The 16436-nt window shown below is 64.1% G+C and carries 16 protein-coding genes and 1 pseudogene; 5 read left to right on the top strand and 12 right to left on the bottom strand.

Translation table 11 applies throughout. The features are described 5' to 3' along the window. Positions 1 to 5 precede the first annotated feature (5 nt). From NKI06_RS10825 to NKI06_RS10800, 6 genes are all read right to left on the bottom strand, one after another. On the bottom strand, positions 6 to 842 hold the full coding sequence (locus tag NKI06_RS10825) for a GNAT family N-acetyltransferase (protein ID WP_352985225.1): 837 nt from the start codon (positions 840 to 842) through the stop codon (positions 6 to 8). A 5-nt stretch (positions 843 to 847) separates the two neighbouring features. Next, on the bottom strand, positions 848 to 1594 hold the full coding sequence (locus NKI06_RS10820; RefSeq protein ID WP_023682327.1) for an aspartate/glutamate racemase family protein: 747 nt from the start codon (positions 1592 to 1594) through the stop codon (positions 848 to 850). 2 nt (positions 1595 to 1596) lie between these two features. Next, positions 1597 to 2415, bottom strand: a complete 819-nt coding sequence (locus tag NKI06_RS10815; RefSeq protein WP_352462912.1) for an ABC transporter permease — start codon at positions 2413 to 2415, stop codon at positions 1597 to 1599. Between the two features lies 1 nt (position 2416). Further along, positions 2417 to 3328 (bottom strand): ABC transporter permease, encoded by a 912-nt coding sequence (locus NKI06_RS10810; RefSeq protein ID WP_023697429.1) that lies wholly within the window; start codon positions 3326 to 3328, stop codon positions 2417 to 2419. A 237-nt stretch (positions 3329 to 3565) separates the two neighbouring features. Beyond that, positions 3566 to 4855, bottom strand: coding sequence for an ABC transporter substrate-binding protein (locus NKI06_RS10805; RefSeq protein ID WP_023689479.1), 1290 nt, complete (start codon positions 4853 to 4855; stop codon positions 3566 to 3568). Between the two features lie 34 nt (positions 4856 to 4889). Further along, complete coding sequence (locus NKI06_RS10800) at positions 4890 to 5990, bottom strand: ABC transporter ATP-binding protein (RefSeq protein ID WP_023689478.1); 1101 nt, start codon at positions 5988 to 5990, stop codon at positions 4890 to 4892. A gap of 264 nt (positions 5991 to 6254) precedes the next feature. Here NKI06_RS10800 and NKI06_RS10795 point away from each other — a divergent pair, with 264 nt between their 5' ends. Further along, the gene (locus NKI06_RS10795) at positions 6255 to 6965 is read left to right on the top strand and encodes a GntR family transcriptional regulator (RefSeq protein WP_023669398.1); all 711 of its coding nucleotides are present in this window, start codon (positions 6255 to 6257) and stop codon (positions 6963 to 6965) included. Positions 6966 to 6968: 3 nt separating this feature from the next. Here the strand turns inward: NKI06_RS10795 and NKI06_RS10790 are convergent, their stop codons facing one another. Further along, entirely contained in the window at positions 6969 to 8198 is a 1230-nt protein-coding gene (locus tag NKI06_RS10790) for a GNAT family N-acetyltransferase (protein WP_023682322.1), read from the bottom strand. A 91-nt stretch (positions 8199 to 8289) separates the two neighbouring features. Here NKI06_RS10790 and NKI06_RS10785 point away from each other — a divergent pair, with 91 nt between their 5' ends. Next, positions 8290 to 9348 carry a polysaccharide deacetylase family protein gene (locus NKI06_RS10785; RefSeq protein ID WP_352675181.1) on the top strand — a complete coding sequence of 353 codons (1059 nt, stop codon included), beginning with the start codon at positions 8290 to 8292 and terminating at the stop codon, positions 9346 to 9348. A 15-nt stretch (positions 9349 to 9363) separates the two neighbouring features. On the opposite strand, the gene NKI06_RS10780 is transcribed toward NKI06_RS10785, so the two are convergent. Further along, positions 9364 to 9579, bottom strand: a complete 216-nt coding sequence (locus tag NKI06_RS10780) for a DUF2842 domain-containing protein (RefSeq protein ID WP_023669401.1) — start codon at positions 9577 to 9579, stop codon at positions 9364 to 9366. A gap of 150 nt (positions 9580 to 9729) precedes the next feature. Here NKI06_RS10780 and NKI06_RS10775 point away from each other — a divergent pair, with 150 nt between their 5' ends. Continuing rightward, on the top strand, positions 9730 to 10854 hold the full coding sequence (locus NKI06_RS10775) for a COX15/CtaA family protein (protein WP_023823249.1): 1125 nt from the start codon (positions 9730 to 9732) through the stop codon (positions 10852 to 10854). A gap of 53 nt (positions 10855 to 10907) precedes the next feature. Here NKI06_RS10775 and NKI06_RS10770 read toward each other — a convergent pair whose 3' ends face one another. From NKI06_RS10770 to speB, 3 genes are all read right to left on the bottom strand, one after another. Next, positions 10908 to 11747, bottom strand: coding sequence for an aminoglycoside phosphotransferase family protein (locus tag NKI06_RS10770; protein WP_352985222.1), 840 nt, complete (start codon positions 11745 to 11747; stop codon positions 10908 to 10910). Between the two features lie 61 nt (positions 11748 to 11808). Beyond that, positions 11809 to 12735, bottom strand: coding sequence for an N-acetyl-gamma-glutamyl-phosphate reductase (gene argC / locus NKI06_RS10765; protein WP_352985220.1), 927 nt, complete (start codon positions 12733 to 12735; stop codon positions 11809 to 11811). 29 nt (positions 12736 to 12764) lie between these two features. Next, positions 12765 to 13766, bottom strand: coding sequence for an agmatinase (speB, locus tag NKI06_RS10760; protein WP_352985218.1), 1002 nt, complete (start codon positions 13764 to 13766; stop codon positions 12765 to 12767). 141 nt (positions 13767 to 13907) lie between these two features. On the opposite strand from speB, the pseudogene NKI06_RS10755 reads away from it, so the two are divergent. Next, a pseudogene (locus NKI06_RS10755) lies at positions 13908 to 14110 on the top strand (glycerophosphodiester phosphodiesterase family protein); the annotation flags it as partial. A gap of 200 nt (positions 14111 to 14310) precedes the next feature. On the opposite strand, the gene NKI06_RS10750 reads toward NKI06_RS10755, so the two are convergent. Continuing rightward, positions 14311 to 15183 carry an aldo/keto reductase family oxidoreductase gene (locus tag NKI06_RS10750; RefSeq protein WP_352985216.1) on the bottom strand — a complete coding sequence of 291 codons (873 nt, stop codon included), beginning with the start codon at positions 15181 to 15183 and terminating at the stop codon, positions 14311 to 14313. 91 nt (positions 15184 to 15274) lie between these two features. On the opposite strand from NKI06_RS10750, the gene NKI06_RS10745 reads away from it, so the two are divergent. Next, entirely contained in the window at positions 15275 to 16174 is a 900-nt protein-coding gene (locus NKI06_RS10745) for a LysR family transcriptional regulator (RefSeq protein WP_352985214.1), read from the top strand. Positions 16175 to 16436: the final 262 nt, after the last annotated feature.

Here is a 16436-nt window from a genome sequence, read left to right as displayed (position 1 = left end):
GGGATCTACCCCAACTCCAGGGTCGTCACGCCAAATATTCGGCGCGAGTCGACCTTCGGAGGCGGGCCCTTGTACATGCGCGTGGTGGTGAAGGTCGGCCTGAAACCAATTGCTGAAAGCGCCGTGGTGAAATCGAAATTTTCGGCAGGAACGTCGATATGCAGGTCGCCACCTTCGCATGCGGCAGCCAGACTGCCCATGAGCTGCATCGCCGTCTCGGTGTCGTCGGCAAACAGCGGGCCGATCTTGTAACCCGAACGGCAGGGACGAGCCACGGCGTAGCCTATGGTGCCGAGTGAACTGATCGCGGCGAACCCGCAATGCGGCGGCTGCGCCCAGCGGTGCAGGAAGGCTCGTCGAGGCGCGGGGAAACAGCGGGCGTCATAGACGATGATGTCGGGCACGAGTTGCGTGGTTATCATGCGCACCCCTTCGCTTCGGACGGGCGGGGTCGCGATACGGCCGCTGAAGCGGATGGTTTCGTACGCCGAGCTGAATCCCGTGCGGCGATAATTCGCCAGCTGCGCGGCGACCCCGTCGAGGCCGACCGTTCGGCCGGCCAGCCTGGCCATGCCCGCATTCCAGACTGCTTTGCCATGGCCTTTGCCGCGCATGTCTGGTCGGCAGATGTAGAGACCGATGAAACCGAAGTTGCCGCCATAGGCGATAGCCGAGATGGCGGCGGTCATCTCGTTGTCGACAAAAGCGCCGATGAACCCTTCAGGATCGGTTGGCCGGAACGCGGCGGCATCATCAAGGCCAGGGTTCCAGCCTTCAGCCGCCGCCCAGTCGATGAGAACGGTCACTTCCGGCGGAGACAATGCGCGGACGGTAGGCTTCATAGCGTTCACTCCGCGGCGACCACCCCCGGCGAGAAGGATTTCAGCACGCCGCGATAGGGCTTGGCCAGCGGACTGGCATAGGAGCCGCGCTTCGAGGTCGACAGGCCCAATGCGATCAGCGCCTCGGCCTGTTTGAGGGCGGCGCCGACGCCGTCGATGACGGGCAGGTCGAACTCTTGCTGCAGCCGGTGTGCCAGGTCGGCCATGCCGGCGCAGCCGAGCACGATGGCCTCGGCGCGGTCTTCCGCTATGGCGCGGGCGATCTCGGCGCGCAGTTTCTCGACAGCGCCGGAAGCAGCGTCTTCAAGCGAGAGTACGGGAATGTCGGCGGCGCGCACGCGGGCACGCCCGGCCATGCCGTAGCGGTGCACCAGCCCCTCGACAGGGACACGCGAGCGTTCGGTGGTCGTCACCACTGTGAAGCGCTGGGCAATGTAGGAGGCGACACTGAGAGCGGCCTCGCAGATGCCGATGACCGGAATGGAGGCCATGGCGCGTGCCGCATCCAGGCCGGTATCGTCGAAGCAGGCGATGATGGCGGCCTGAGCCCCGGCACGTTCGCCGGCGGCGATCTCCATCAAAAGGCCGGGCACGGCCAATGCCTCGTCATAATAGCCCTCGATCGAGGCAGGACCCATCGAGGAGGTGACCGCGATCACCTCGGTCCCGGCGCCGGCAACGGCGCGCGCCGCCGCCGCGATCGTCTCGGTCATGCTCGCCGTCGTGTTGGGGTTCACCACCAGTATCTGCACGATCAAACCCTGGCCCGCTTGCGGCCGACATAGAGGATGGCGCCCAGTGTGGCCAGGATCACCAGGAAGGAGAACACGGTGGTCACCGTGCCCAGCGCATAGAGCACCGGCGTCGTGACATTGGTGGTCATGCCGTAGATCTCGAGCGGCAGCGTGTTGAAGGTGCCCGACGTCATCAGCGTGCGGGCGAACTCGTCATAGGACAGCGTGAAGCCGAACAGGCCGACGCCGATCAGGCTCGGCGCGATCATCGGCAGCACGACATGGGCGAAGGTCTGCCAGGAGTTGGCGCCCAGGTCACGCGCTGCTTCCTCATAGGCGGGCGAGAAGCGGTTGAAGACGGCGAACATGATGAGCACGCCGAAGGGCAAGGTCCAGGTCAGGTGCGCGCCGAAGGCCGATGTGTACCAGGCCGGGCGGAAGCCGACCTGCTGGAAGACGACGCCGATGCCGAGCGAAATGATGATCGAGGGTACGACGAGGCTGGCGACCGCCAGGTAGAACAAAGCGGTGGCGCCACGAAATTTTTGCCGGAAAGCGAGCCCTGCCAGCAGCGACACGACGACGGTGACGATCATCACCATGAGGCCGAGCACGAGCGAGCGCTTGAAGCTGCCGCCGAAATCGCCGACCGCCTGGCGCTCGAACAGATTGGCGAACCAGTGCAGCGACACGCCATTGAGCGGGAAGGTGAGGCCGCCGGTCTCGCCTTGGAAAGAAAGGATCAGGATCGCCGACAGCGGGCCGTAGAGGAACAGCACGAACAGAGTGAAGAAGACCGCAAGCACATAGAATTCGAGGGTGCGTTTTTCGTGGCTCACCTCAAAGCTCCTTGCGGATGTCGACGATGCGCAGGATGCCCGCGACCATCAACAGTACCAACACCAGCAACACTACGGCATTGGCGGCGGCTGCGGGATACTGCAGCAGCGACATCTGGTTCTTCATCATCAGTGCGACCGACGCGCTCTGGCCGCCCGACATCACCTGCACAGTGGAGAAATCGGCCATCACCAGCGTGACGACGAAGATGGTGCCGATCGCCATGCCGGGCTTGGCCAGCGGGATGACGACGTTCCACAAGACCTGCCAGCCGGACGCGCCGGCATCGCGCGCGGCCTCGACCAGCGAGCGGTCGATGCGCATCAACGTGTTGAAGATCGGCGTTACCATGAACAGCGTGTAGAGATGCACCATGGCCAGCACCACGGCGAATTCCGAATAGAGCAGCCATTCGATGGGTTTTGGCACCAGCCCCAATTGCACCAGCGTCGAGTTGATCAACCCGTTGCGGCCAAGCACCGGGATCCACGAGATCATGCGGATGATGTTGGAGGTCAGGAACGGCACCGTGCAGACAAGGAACAGCACCATCTGCATGGCGGTGGTGCGGATATGGAAGGCGAGGAAATAGGCGACCCAGAAGCCGATGAACAAGGTCAGAGCCCAGACGATGGCAGCGAATTTGATGGTGTTGAGATAGGTCTTCCAGGTGACCCATGATCCCAGCACGTCGGAATAGTTCGTCGTCAGGAAATCCGGATACATGGCGGCGAAGTCATAATCCCAGAAGGAGACGACGACGATCATGATGATTGGCAAGAGCAGGAACGCACCGAGGATGAGCGCCAGCGGCGCCGATTGCAAATAGGGCGTGACGGCGCCAAGGGAGACGCGGCGGCGTCTGGCGGGCTTGGCTGCTGCGATGGCGGGGCGTTCGAGCGCGACTGTCATTGGGAAAATCCTCCGCGTGATCGCGATGACTTGCGATCCTTCGCGCCCCCCTCTGTCCTGCCGGACATCTCCCCCACGAGCGGGGAGATCGAACTCTCATAACGGCCTTCGCCAAACTCCAACGTTGCTAACGAAGAGCCGGCCATGACGCTGCCAATCTCCCCCCAAGTGGGGGAGATGTCCGGCAGGACAGAGGGGGGCGCGAAGGATCGCAACATCACAGTGAACGCGTCCGCTCTACGCCGCGATGAATTCGTTCCAGCGCTTCACCATGTAGCGGTCCTCGTCCATGACCGAGTTCCAGCAGGCGACCTTGCCCATACGCTCTTCGAACGAGCCGCCGTCGCGCACGGCGCCGGCCTTTTCCATGACGGTGCCGTCCGGCGCCTTGATCTCGCCCTTGGCCGGCTTGCCTTCGATCCAGTAGCCCCATTCGTCCTCGGACATGAACTTCTTGGCCGAGACCATATTGGCGGAATAGTAGCCCTGGCGGTTGAGATAGCCGCCGACCCAGCCCGACGTATACCAGTTGATGTATTCGTAGGCGGCGTCGAGCTCGGCGCCCTTGAGATGGGCGGCAAGGCCAAGGCCGCCGCCCCATGAGCGATAGCCCTCCTTGAGCGGCTGGAAGCGGCATGCGATGCCTTTGGAGCGCACGGCAGCGACGGCCGGCGACCACATAGACTGGATGACCACTTCGCCCGATGCCATCAGGTTGACGCTCTCGTCGAACGACTTCCAGAAGGCGCGGAACTGGCCGGCCTGCTTGGCCTTGATGAGGAAGTCGATCGTCTTGTCGATCTCTTCCTTGGTCATGTTGCCCTTGTCGGCATATTTGATGTTGCCTGTGGCCTCCATGATCATGGCCGCATCCATGATACCGATGGACGGGATGTTAAGGATCGCGGTCTTGCCCTTGAAGGCCGGATCCATGATGTCGGCCCAGGTGGTGATGTCGCGGCCGACGAGGTCGGGCCGGATGCCTAGCGTATCGGCGTTGTAGATCGTCGGCACCATGGTGAACCACTTGGTCGGCGCCTTGGCGAAGGTCTTTGAGTCCTGCGCTTCGACATAGCCGACCGTGTGCGGCGCGGTGCCCTGGGCAATGATGCTGTCGGGCGTCAGCTTGCCGGTTTTGAACAACGGCACCAGCTCGTCGTAGTATTTCAGCTTACTGACATCCATCGGCTGCAGCACGCCGCTCGGGAACACCTTCTTGCAGATCCAGTATTCGATGTCGGCGATGTCATAGCTGTCGGGCTGGGTCACGGCGCGCTGGGCGGCCGCGTCCGAATCGGTCGCCGTCATTTCCAGCGTGATGCCGAGGTCGGCCTTGCACTTGTCGGCGATCGCGTTCAGGTTCGACACGCCGGTGCCGAACTGGCGCAGCGTGATGTTGGACTGCGCCCAGATGGTCGGGAAGCCTGTAATGGCGCCCGAGCCTGCGGCGAGGCCGACGGCGGCCGCACCTGTCTTGAGCAACGAACGTCGCGAAATTCCGGTCTTTGTTTCTACTGTTTTTGTCATTCCTATTCCCCTGTTTTGTTTTGCTTCGTTGAATTCATGAATGAAGGCGGCCGAGGACGATGGCGTCCTCGGAATCCCAGGCGAGCGGTACGGCGTCGCCAAGGGCGACGGGTTTGGCGAAGAAGTCGGAATCGTCGATGATAACGGTGAAATCGTCGATGCCGCCGCCGGTGACCGACAGCTTCACCGTGGCGCCGCGATATTCGATGTTGGAGACGATGCCGGTGAAGCCGAGGCCGGGAGAGGGTGCTTCGCCGATGCGCACATGGTCGGTGCGGATGGCGATGTCGATCGGCGTGCCCACCTCCTGGCCCGCCTCCCGGCCTTGCCCGCGGGCGGCGAGCGAGGCGCCACCATTGACGTCGAAGACGACCATGCCGTCGCGCGCGCCGGTAACCCGGCCGGAGATGACATTGTGGTCACCCATGAAGCGCGCGACGAAGGCGGTGGCCGGCCTTTCGAACACATCTCGCGGCGGCGCCGCCTGTTCGATGCGGCCGTCATTCATCACCACGATCAGGTCCGCCAAGGCCATGGCCTCTTCCTGGCTGTGGGTGACGTGGACGAAAGTGATGCCAAGCGAGGTCTGCAATTTCTTCAGCTCGGCGCGCATGCGTATCTTCAGGAACGGGTCGAGTGCCGACAGCGGCTCGTCGAGCAGCAGCGCCTCGGGATCGGTGATCAGAGCGCGGGCGAGTGCAACACGCTGCTGCTGGCCGCCGGAAAGCTGCGCCGGCCGGCGCGTCGCATAGGCCTCCATCTGCATCAGCTTGAGCATGTCGAGCGCCTTGGCACGGCGCTGCTCCTTGTCGACGCCCTTCATCTTCAGGCTGAAGGCGACATTGTCGACAAGGTCGAGATGCGGAAACAGCGCATAGGACTGGAACATCATCGCCGTGCCACGCTTTGCCGGCGGCAAGTCGGTGACGACGATGTTGCCGAGGCGGACATCGCCCGACGAAATGCTTTCGTGGCCGGCGATCATGCGCAGCGTCGAGGTCTTGCCGCAGCCGGAGGGGCCAAGCAGGCAGCAATAGGTGCCTGCCGGTATCTTCAGGCTGATGGCCTCGACGGCAGTCGTCGTTCCGTACACTTTCGAAACGGAGACGATGTCGATCTCGGCGGCTTTGGACATTCAGGCTTCCCCGTTTGGTCGCGTCAACCAATGCATTATGCGTGCCAATCGGCGAGATTCGGCCAAGCGTTTGAATCATCAGCAAAATCGGAATTCGTGCCCACTGCCTAGCCGGTGAGCTATCTTGTGCATTGCACAAATTATGGGCGATTGTGCGCGATCCGCGCAAGAATCGTATGCAATCTTTTTTGGCTTCGTGTCCACTTTGCCTCTCGTGCGCAGGCGACGAGTTGCGCTAGAAAGAGGCTGGGAACCATCATCGCCATGAACATTGCCGATCAGATCCATTCCGCCGACAGCGCCAACCAGGATCGCGCCCAGGCGATTCGCGACAATCTGCGGGACGCCATCGTTGACCGTCGGCTGACGCCCGGCACCAAGCTGTCGGAAGGCGAGGTCGGCACGCTGTTCGACGTCTCGCGCACGGTCGCGCGCGCGGCGCTGCAGATGCTGTCCTTCGAGGGGCTGGTGCGTACCGAGCGCAACCGTGGCGCCTTCGTCGCCAACCCTTCGCCCGAGGAAGCGCGCCAGGTGTTCGCATCGCGCCGGCTGATCGAGCCGGGCATAGCCATTGCCGCCTGTGGGCGGGTCACAGCCACCGATATCGCTGCGTTCCGCGCGCAGCTCGACGAGGAAGGCCGCTTCATCGCCGAGCGCGGCCCAACCGCCCGGCGCTCCGAAATCAAGGCGTCGGGCGATTTCCATCTGCTGCTCGCCTCCGTCGCCGGCAATGCCATCCTGCAGCGCTTCATGGAGGAGCTGGTGGCGCGTTCGTCGCTGGTGATCGCCCTTTACGGACGATCCGGCGTGTCGGCCTGCGGGCACAGTGAGCACACGGAAATGGTCGGCGCGCTGGAGAGCGGCGATTGCGGGTTGGTGAGCCGGCTGATGCTGCACCATATCGACCACATCGAGGCGGATCTCGACCTGCGGGTCAGGGCCGGCCCGGCGCTCCGCGAAGCGCTGAATTTCTGAACGCTAGTTTTCGTCGTCCGTGGGAGCGGGCGCTGCCTGTCCGGCGGCCTTGCGGCGCAGCATCTTGGTCAGTTTCCAGACCGTCGGGTTGTTCTTGATGAAGGCTTTCGCCCGTGCGCCCTGCCGCAGCGCCGACGCCAGGGCGCGTCCCTTCAGCGTCAGGGGCGCCAGCACCTCGAAATGCTGGGTCTCGATATCGCACCAGAGCCGCTTGTAGGGCTCGTCGCCGACCGAGAAATCATAGACATCGAAGCCTGTTTGGCAGGCTTCCTCGATGATGTCGAAGAAAAGGAAATCGCCGGGGCTGGTGTGGCCGAGATCGTCCTCGGCGATGGCGCCGAATTCGCAGATCAGGCGTTTGCCCGAGCGGCTCGAGCCGGTGATTGCGCGCAGCTTGCCGGCCACTTCGAGCCCATGCAGCACAAAGGCCGGTTTCTCCTCGGCCAGCGCGCCGGCGAAGAGGGCACGGAAGAAAGCCCGCACCTCCGGCTCGCCGAAGACATTGGCGATGCCCATCTTGGCGAAGCGGAACTCCTTCATCTCGAAGAAAGCGTCGAGCAGCCGGTTCACGTCTTCCGGTGTCTGCGCCTCGATGCGGCGATGAACGCCGACCGCCTCGAACTTGCGTGTCTGCGAACGGTGCTTCTTGCGCTTGCGCTTGCCGCCCACACGCGACAGCAGCACATCGAAACCACCGTCGAGATTGACGGCGAGCGACAGGTTTGGGCTCGGAAAGTTGGAGAACGCCGCCAGCGGATTGGCAACGCCATCGAGGTCGGGGAGCAGCCTTTCCAAGGCAACGAGATCGATGTCGGGGCGCGCCTTGCCGATCGCCGTCACCAGCCTGCGGATCCCCCCGGCATCGGCCTTTGCCAGCCATGCCGGATCGGCGGCGGCGAAATTGCCGTTGGCATGGCGCCCGCCCATGAAGCGGGCGACGCGGAATGGACCAGTTCGCGTGATTTCCAGTGCCAGTGCAAAGACCGGCCTGTCCTCGATTGTCAGCGTGGCGACGACCGCATCGGGATTGGCCTGCGCCGTCCAGGCATGAACCCAGGCCGCGCTTTGCGCCGGCGCAAACAGCGCCGAACGGCAGAATTCGCCGTAAGAGGCGAGCGCGGCAGCATCTGCGATCGACACCGACAGACTGGTCTGGTCGGCAGCCGGCGCACGCGCAGACGCCTTGCTTGCGGCGAGCCGATTGCCGTCAAATGACGCGGTGGCGTCAACCATACCTCAATCCTTAAGGCGTATTCGTCGCGATCAGGAGTTCGCGTCGGCGCGTTCCGTGCTTGGATCGAGCCTAGGCGCAAAAGGTGAATGAATGATCGACGGTGGTGAGGCAGTTCGGAAACTGGCGCTTAATATCGCCCGCTTTACCGGCCTTGCACCGCTGGCCAAGCCGTTCGTCGGCGGCATTGGCGCCATCCTCATGTTGCATCGGGTCACCGCCACGCCGGAGAAGCCGGACGGCGTTAACCGCCACCTCAACATCGCCCCGCGATTCCTCGACGCTCTCGTCGCCGACATGAAGTCGAGGGGCTATGCCTTCGTCACCCTCGACGAGGCGATCGAGCGCATCAAGGCCGGCGGCAAGGACGGCCAGTTCGCCACCATCACCGCCGACGACGCCTATCGCGACAACATGACCGAAGCGCTGCCAGTGCTCGAAAAGCACGACGCGCCGATCACCATCTATGTCGCGCCGGGTCTGATCGACGGCAGCGCCGATTTATGGTGGGACGTGGTCGAGGATATCGTCAACGCGCGGGAGCGTTTGACGCTGGCGACGCCGAAGGGGCCGGTGACCATAGACTGCTCGACCCACAGCAAGAAACTCCACGCCAATGCGCGTCTGCATGCCTATCTGACGCTCGAGGTGCGCGAGGAGGATCAGCGCGCCGTGCTGCGCGATCTGGCGCACTCGAACGGCATCGACCTCGATGGCTTGCGCCCAAGCACGCTGATGACTTGGGACGATATCCGCGCCGTGGCCGGGCACAGGCTGGTGACGATCGGCGCGCATACGGTCAACCACCGCAATCTGAAGCGGCTCGACGAAGCCGATGCGCGCCATGAGATCGTCGACGTCAGGCGCCAGCTGCAGGCGCAGCTCGGCGAAGACCCACGTCATCTCGCTTACCCCTATGGTTACGCCAGCGCTGTCGGCTGCCGCGAAGTGGGCTTTGCCCGCGACGCCGGCTACGCCTCGGCGGTGACCACTCGCCACGGCGTGCTGCACGCCGAGCACGCCGGCTTCCTGCACGCGCTGCCGCGCATTTCGATCAACGGCCGCTACCAGAGCGTCGCCCATATCCGCACCATGTTGTCGGGCGTAACGACGCCGCTGGCCAATGCCGGCAAAATGGTGGTCACCATCTAACCTGGGGCGGGCTCTTCAGCCTTTCGGCGGCGGCTCCAGGATCAGCCATTTGATGATGCCCATCGCAGGCAGCACCCAGAACAGGCCGCTGAACAGGAAGAACAGGAAGTGCACCAGCGGGCTGGATTGCGACAGCTGCGCGACCGCTATGATCGACGCGACCAGCGCATAGATGATGACCAGCGCCACCAGCAGGAAAGTTCCGATCAGCTTTTTCAGGCGGATGGGCATGAGCGTTCTCGTTGATCGCCTCCGCTTAGGCCCAACCGCGCGCCTGTGCAACCCGGGAGATGCGGCGCGACGGCGTGCCGCGCCGTCCGGTCTTGTCAGCCGGGTTGCGATGGTTCACCAATCCGCCACGTCAACCTGCCGGGACCAACCATGGCCGCCATATCAGCCGCCGCGCCTTACATTGACCGCGATCGCGACTTGAAAAATCGGGCGCTGGTGCGCGGCTGGCTGTATGTCGTGCTTCTGGTGCTGTTTGCGCTGGTGCTGGTCGGCGGCGCCACCAGGCTCACCAATTCCGGCCTGTCGATCACCGAGTGGAAGCCGATCCACGGCGTGATACCGCCGCTCAACGACGCCGAGTGGCAGGAGGAATTCCAGCTCTATCAGAAGATTCCGCAATATGCCGAGCTCAACAAGGGCATGAGCCTGGACGCCTTCAAGTCGATCTTCTGGTGGGAGTGGGCGCACCGTATCCTGGCGCGCAGTGTCGGCCTGGTCTTCGGCCTGCCGTTGCTGGTCTTGTGGGCGACGCGCCGCATCGAGCGCGGCCTTGGGCCAAAGCTGGTCGGTATTCTGCTGCTTGGTGGCCTGCAAGGCGCCATCGGCTGGTGGATGGTGGCCTCCGGCCTGGTCGACCGCGTCTCCGTCAGCCAGTACCGGCTGGCCACGCATTTGACGCTTGCCGCCCTGATCTTCACTGCCACCATGGTGGTCGCGCGCGGGCTGGCGCCGCATTCGGAGCCTGCCGCCGACCGGCCGACACAAAGGCTGGCCGGCTTCATCGTGCTGCTGGTGCTGGTCCAGATCTATCTCGGCGGCCTGGTCGCAGGGCTCGACGCCGGCCTGAGCTACAACACCTGGCCGCTGATGGACGGCAAGGTGATCCCGTCAGATTTGCTTCTGCTCGAGCCGGCCTGGCGCAACTTGTTCGAGAACCCGAAGACGGTGCAGTTCGTCCACCGACTGGGCGCCTACACGGTCTTTGCCGTCGGGCTCTGGCACATGATCGCGACACGCCGGCGTTTACCAGGCACGACACACGCACGCCGCGCGACGCTGCTGTTTCTGCTGGTGCTGGTCCAGGCCTCGATCGGCATCGGCACGCTGCTGATGCAGGTGCCGCTGCACATGGCGCTGACCCATCAGGCCTTCGCGCTTGTCCTGCTGGGATTTGCCGCCGCCCACTGGCGCGGCAACAAGGGCGCCTATCCACTGCCAACGCGGCCGCCCATGAACGCAGGTACATCGTCTACGGTGTCTTGGCCGTCGCAATAATCTATTTCGCGAACGAACTGCCTCGCTACGTCTAACGCGCGAGGCTGCGCCGGTCAGAAGCTGAGCCGCACCTTTCGGATCACTCCCGCAACCGACAGCTCGCGGTTCTCGTCGACCGCATTCTCGTCCTCATGATGCCATGCGGCCGACAGGCAGCCATAGGCGATGGCATGGTCGAGAATGGCAGCCGGCGTCTGGCCGAGTGTCCTGGCGAAGATCTCGGCCATATGCGCGATGCGCTCGGGATCGAGGCAGAGGTCGTCGCGCCCCAGTGGGTTGTAGAACAGATTGGCGGCGTCGAAGCCGGGATCGCCGAGCACGCCCTTCGGGTCGATCGCCAGCCAGCCGCGCGCACCGTGCAAAATGTTGTCGTGATGCAGGTCGCCATGCAGCGGCTTGACCGCATGCGGGGCATCGAGCAGCCGGTCCGCGATTTCGGCGGCCTCGATATAGAGGCTGTGCTCTCCGGCGTCGCGATCGGCTCCGGCCTTTTTGAACAGGCTGGCAAACCGTGTCCGCAGCGGCTGCAGGTCCGGCGGGGCAGGGTGTCTTGTGGGCGAGAACAGTCCCCCCATCAACTCGGCCGCGATTGCGGTCGCGGCGTTGTCGCCTTCTTTGGCCAGAACGTCGGAAAGCAGGGTGTCGCCGGCATATTCGAGCAGCATGCGGTGGCCGTCCCGGCCAAGCAGCCGCACCGCGCCTTCGCCGCGCCGCCATGCGAGATAGCGCTCGCCGCGCAACTCGTCCTCGACATCGTCGAATGGTTTGAGCGCCTTGACGATGGCCGGCGAGCCGTCCTCACGCCGCACCTTCCAGATGCGGCTTGAAAACGTCTCCGCAATGAGCTCGGGCGCGCTGATCTTCCAGCGCTTTGGAAATGCAGGCGCGTCCATTCAGAGCGTGATGCCGAAAAGTGTTAAGCGGTTTTCGGGCAACATGCTCTCTCCAACTGAATTAAAGGCCGAGCATCAGATCCATGTTCTGAACGGCAGCACCCGAGGCGCCCTTTCCGAGATTGTCATAGACCGCAATCAGCAGCGCCTGCGCCCGGTCGTCATTGGCAAAGACATAGACCTTCATCCGATTGGTGCCGTTATAGACCTCGGGATTGATCTCGGGCAGGCGCTCCACGTGCTCGTAAGGAGCTACCTCGACCACGCCGCCCTTGATGGCGGCAAAATGGTCGGCGATTGCCGCGTGCAGTTCGGCGCCGGCCGGCACATGGTCAAGCCCGCCGAGCTGCAGCGGCACCACCGTGATCATGCCTTGGGCGAAATTGCCGACCGCCGGCTGCATGATCGGATCGTGCGACAGCTTCGCATAGGTGCGCAGCTCCGGCACATGCTTGTGCTGCAGGGTCAGCCCATAGACCTGGAATTCAGAGGCATCCTCGCCCTTGGCGACATAGTCCTCGATCATCGGCCGGCCGCCGCCCGAATAGCCCGAAATGCCATTGACGGTGATCGGGAAATCCGCCGGCAGCAGGCCGGCGGCGACCAGCGGCCGCAGTGTCGCGATCGGTCCTTGCGGCCAGCAGCCGGGATTGGCGACGCGTTTTGCATTGGCGATGATCCTGGCCTGGCCCTTTTCCATCTCGGCAAAGCCATATTCCCAGCCCTCGGCTACGCGATGCGCCGTGGAGGCGTCGATCACCTTGGTGGTGTCGTTGGCAATCAGCGATACGCTTTCCTTGGCAGCCGCATCCGGCAGGCACAGGATGGCGACATCGGCTGCATTGAGGAACTCGGCGCGCGCCGCCGTTTCCTTGCGGCGCTCGGCCGGGATCGAGATGATCTCGAGGTCGCCGCGCTCGGCCAGCAGCGCCCGGATCTGCAGGCCGGTGGTGCCGTGTTCGCCATCGATGAAGATTTTCGGTTTCATGTGCCGGTCAATTCCCTGCTAATTCAGGCCTATATGCCCTGGCCATGGTTTGCCGCGCCATGGTTGCCGCTGTTCAGCTCTTCCGCCCGCGCTTTTCGCTCGGCCACCAGGCCGAGATAGTGCATGGCCACCATCGAGCCGGCGATCGCCGTTATATCGGCGTGATCATAGGCCGGCGCAACCTCGACGACGTCGGCCCCGACAATATCGACCTGGCCGAGCTGGCGCAGCGTCGACAGGATTTTCGCCGAGGACGGTCCGCCGGCAACCGGCGTGCCGGTGCCGGGCGCAAAGGCCGGGTCGAGGCAGTCGATGTCGAAGGTGAGATAGGTCTTCCTGCCGCACGTGCGGTCGACGATCGCATAGGCGATGTCGGAACCCCGCATCTCCTCGATCTCGTGACCGTAAAGGATCTTGATGCCGAACGTATCGGGGGCATGCGTGCGGATCCCGATCTGGATCGAGCGGTCGGGGTCGATGATGCCTTCATTGACGGCGCGGCCGACGAACGAACCATGGTCGATGCGCTTGCCATCGTCAGGCCAGGTGTCCTGGTGCGCATCGAACTGCACCAGCGCCAGCGGCCCGTGGATGGCGGCATGTGCCTTGAGCAGCGGCCAGGTGACGAAATGATCGCCGCCGAGCGACAACAGGAAGGCACCCGATTTCAGGATCTTCGCCGCCTCGCGCTCGATCGTGCCTGGTGTCTTCTGGTGATTGCCCGAATCGAGCAGGCAATCGCCATAGTCGATGACGGCGAGATGCTCGAACAGGTCGCGCGAGAACGGATATTGCGGGTCGTTGTCGAGGATGGCCGAGGCGCGGCGGATCGCCTGCGGCCCGAAGCGCGCGCCCGGCCGGTTGGTGACGGCGGCATCGAACGGAATGCCCCACACGACGGCGTCCGCGCCCTTTGCATCCTTGGTGTATTTGCGCCGCATGAACGACAGCGCGCCGGCATAGGTCGGCTCGAAGGAAGGCCCCGTCTTGGAGCGGGCGGTGAAGGCGTTGTCGATGGTCTGGTTCGCCATTACGGGTCCTTCTTTGTTCATCGGGCTGCCACAACTACAGAACCGGCACGCAAGATGCCAGTCACAGCTTGGCGAAACGCCATAGCGTTCTAGAGGGGCGACACAGGATTTGTATCGCCAAGGCGCAAGGCCCGGCGACTCCTCTCCGGCGGCCGCGGCGATGAACTGGCGGTGCGGGCCGGCATGCCGGCCGAGACACGGTTTCTGGGCCGAACGCGGCGCCACCATCATCCAGACCGAAGAACCGAAGGCTGCGATTGGCTGGCTGGGGGCCGATGGGTTTCGGGCGCCTTATGTGGATGAGGGAAGCCGGCCGAGCCGCGAATACGGCGAGTATCAATTAGAAATCGTACGTCGGCACCATCACCCCACCCGGCGCTGCGCCCCGACCTCCCCATCGAGGGGAGGTAGGGCGTTGGCGCTTTAGATTCCGACAGTCGTAGCGATTGCGAGGCATGCAAGGCTGCCGCGACCTCCTACCTCCCCTCGATGGGGAGGTCGGCCCGAAGGCGCGGGTGGGGTGACAGCGCCGCCCGCAAAATCTTCACGCCGCTTTCGCCACCCCATCCAATTCCCTTAGCACATCGGCCGACAGCTCCAGTTCCCGCGCCGCCAGGTTCTCTCTCAAATGCCCGATCGACGACGTCCCCGGGATCAGCAGGATGTTCGGCGAGCGGCGCAGCAGCCAGGCGAGCGCAACCTGCAAGGGTGTGGCGCCGAGCCGCGCGGCCACATCCGACAAGGTCGACGACTGCAGCGGGCTGAAACCGCCGAGCGGGAAGAACGGCGTGTAGGCGATACCGGCGCGCGCCAGTTCATCGATCAACCCGTCGTCGTCGCGATGCGCCAGATTGTACTGGTTCTGCACGCAGACGATCTCGGCGATCCCACGGCCTTCCTCGACCTGCGCTGGGGTGACGTTGCTCAGGCCGATATGGCGCACCAGGCCCTTGCGCTGCAGTTCGGCAAGCGCGGTCAACTGCGCCTCGATCGAGCCCTCGGCCGGACCCATCACCCCGAACATGATGCGCAGATTGACGACATCCAGCACCTCAAGGCCGAGATTCCTGAGATTGTCGTGCACGGCCTGCTCTAGTTCCTTGGCGGAATAGGCAGGCAGCCAGGAGCCGTCGCTGCCGCGCCGCGCCCCGATCTTGGTGACGATGACGAGGTCTTGCGGATAGGGCGCCAGCGCTTCGCGGATCAGCTGGTTGGTGACATGCGGGCCATAATAGTCGCTGGTGTCGATGTGGTTGACCCCGGACGCCACCGCTTCGCGCAGCACAGCAATGGCCGCGTCCCGATCTTTCGGCGGACCGAAAACATGCGGGCCGGCAAGTTGCATGGCGCCGTAGCCGAGCCGTTTCACGGTGTGGCTGCCGAGGGTGAATGTGCCGGATTTTTGGATGGTGGACATGGTCGATCTCCTTTGAGGAGGCGAAGATAGACGCTGCTCAACCTTGGGATAATAAGGTACAATCCGTACAGCTTGTGCGGAATGGCGAACAATGATGGATCTTGGCGATCTGAATGCTTTCGTGACGGTGGCGCGTGCCGGCGGTTTTCGCGAAGGGGCTCGCGCCGGCGGCGGCAGCGCGTCGGGCCTGAGCGAAGCGGTGCGCCGCCTGGAGACGCAGCTCGGCGTCAGGCTGTTCAACCGCACGACACGCAGCGTTGTTCCAACCGACGCAGGCCTCAGCCTCTTGGGAAGGCTTGGCCCGGCGCTGTCGGAGGTGGAGGCGGCCCTCGACGTGGTTAATGGCTTTCGCGACAGGCCGGCCGGCTCGCTGCGCCTCAACGTCCCGGTCAGCGCCGCGCGGCTGATATTGCCCGACATCGTTCCGGGCTTCCTCGCCGCCTATCCCGGCATTCGGCTGGAGGTCATCGCCGATGAGAACTTCGTCGACGTGCTGGCGGCCGGCTGCGACGCCGGCATCCGCTATGACGAGCGACTGGAGCAGGACATGATCGCGGTGCCGATCGGACCGCGCGTCCAGCGCTTCGCCACTGGCGCCAGCCCCGCCTATCTCGATCGCCATGGGCGGCCGCAGCACCCGAGCGATCTGCTTGGCCATGCTTGTCTGCGCGGCCGTTTTGCCAGTGGTGCGATGCTGCCGTGGGAATTCGAGCGCGACGGCGAGGTGGTGCGGGTCGACACGACGGGGCCGTTGATCGTGCGCATCGGCGGGGCGAGCGATCTTGCCGTCCATGCGGCGATTGCCGGCAGCGGCATCGTCGCTCTCTTCGAGGGGTGGCTTCGCCCTCACTTCGAAAGCGGTGACCTGGAGCCCGTGCTCGAACCGTGGTGGCAGAGCTTTCCCGGGCCATTTCTGTACTATCCCGGACGGCGTCTGGTTCCAGCGCCGCTACGGGCGTTTATCGATTACATCAAGGCCGGCAAGTTCTGAGACTTGAACCGAGGCCGGCGCCATCACCCCACCCGGCGCTGCGCGCCGACCTCCCCATCGAGGGGAGGTAGGGTGCCGCGTTTTTATGGTCGAACTGGTTTGCTAGCCGCTGGACCATCGTGGATTGTCCGGGTGGCAAAACTGCCGCGACCTCCTACCTCCCCTCGATGGGGAGGTCGGCGCGAAGCGGCGGGGGGGGGGACTGCCGAGCCCCAAAAGAAAAGGCCGCCCGGCGGCGGCCGTTGGCTGGGTGGGCCGTCGC

Origin of the sequence: Mesorhizobium sp. M0772 (assembly GCF_040320135.1) — a bacterium.
In the GTDB taxonomy this organism is placed as follows: Bacteria; Pseudomonadota; Alphaproteobacteria; order Rhizobiales; family Rhizobiaceae; genus Mesorhizobium.
The sequence above is the reverse complement of the archived record's forward strand: the minus strand, read 5'-3'. Positions and strand labels throughout refer to the sequence as shown.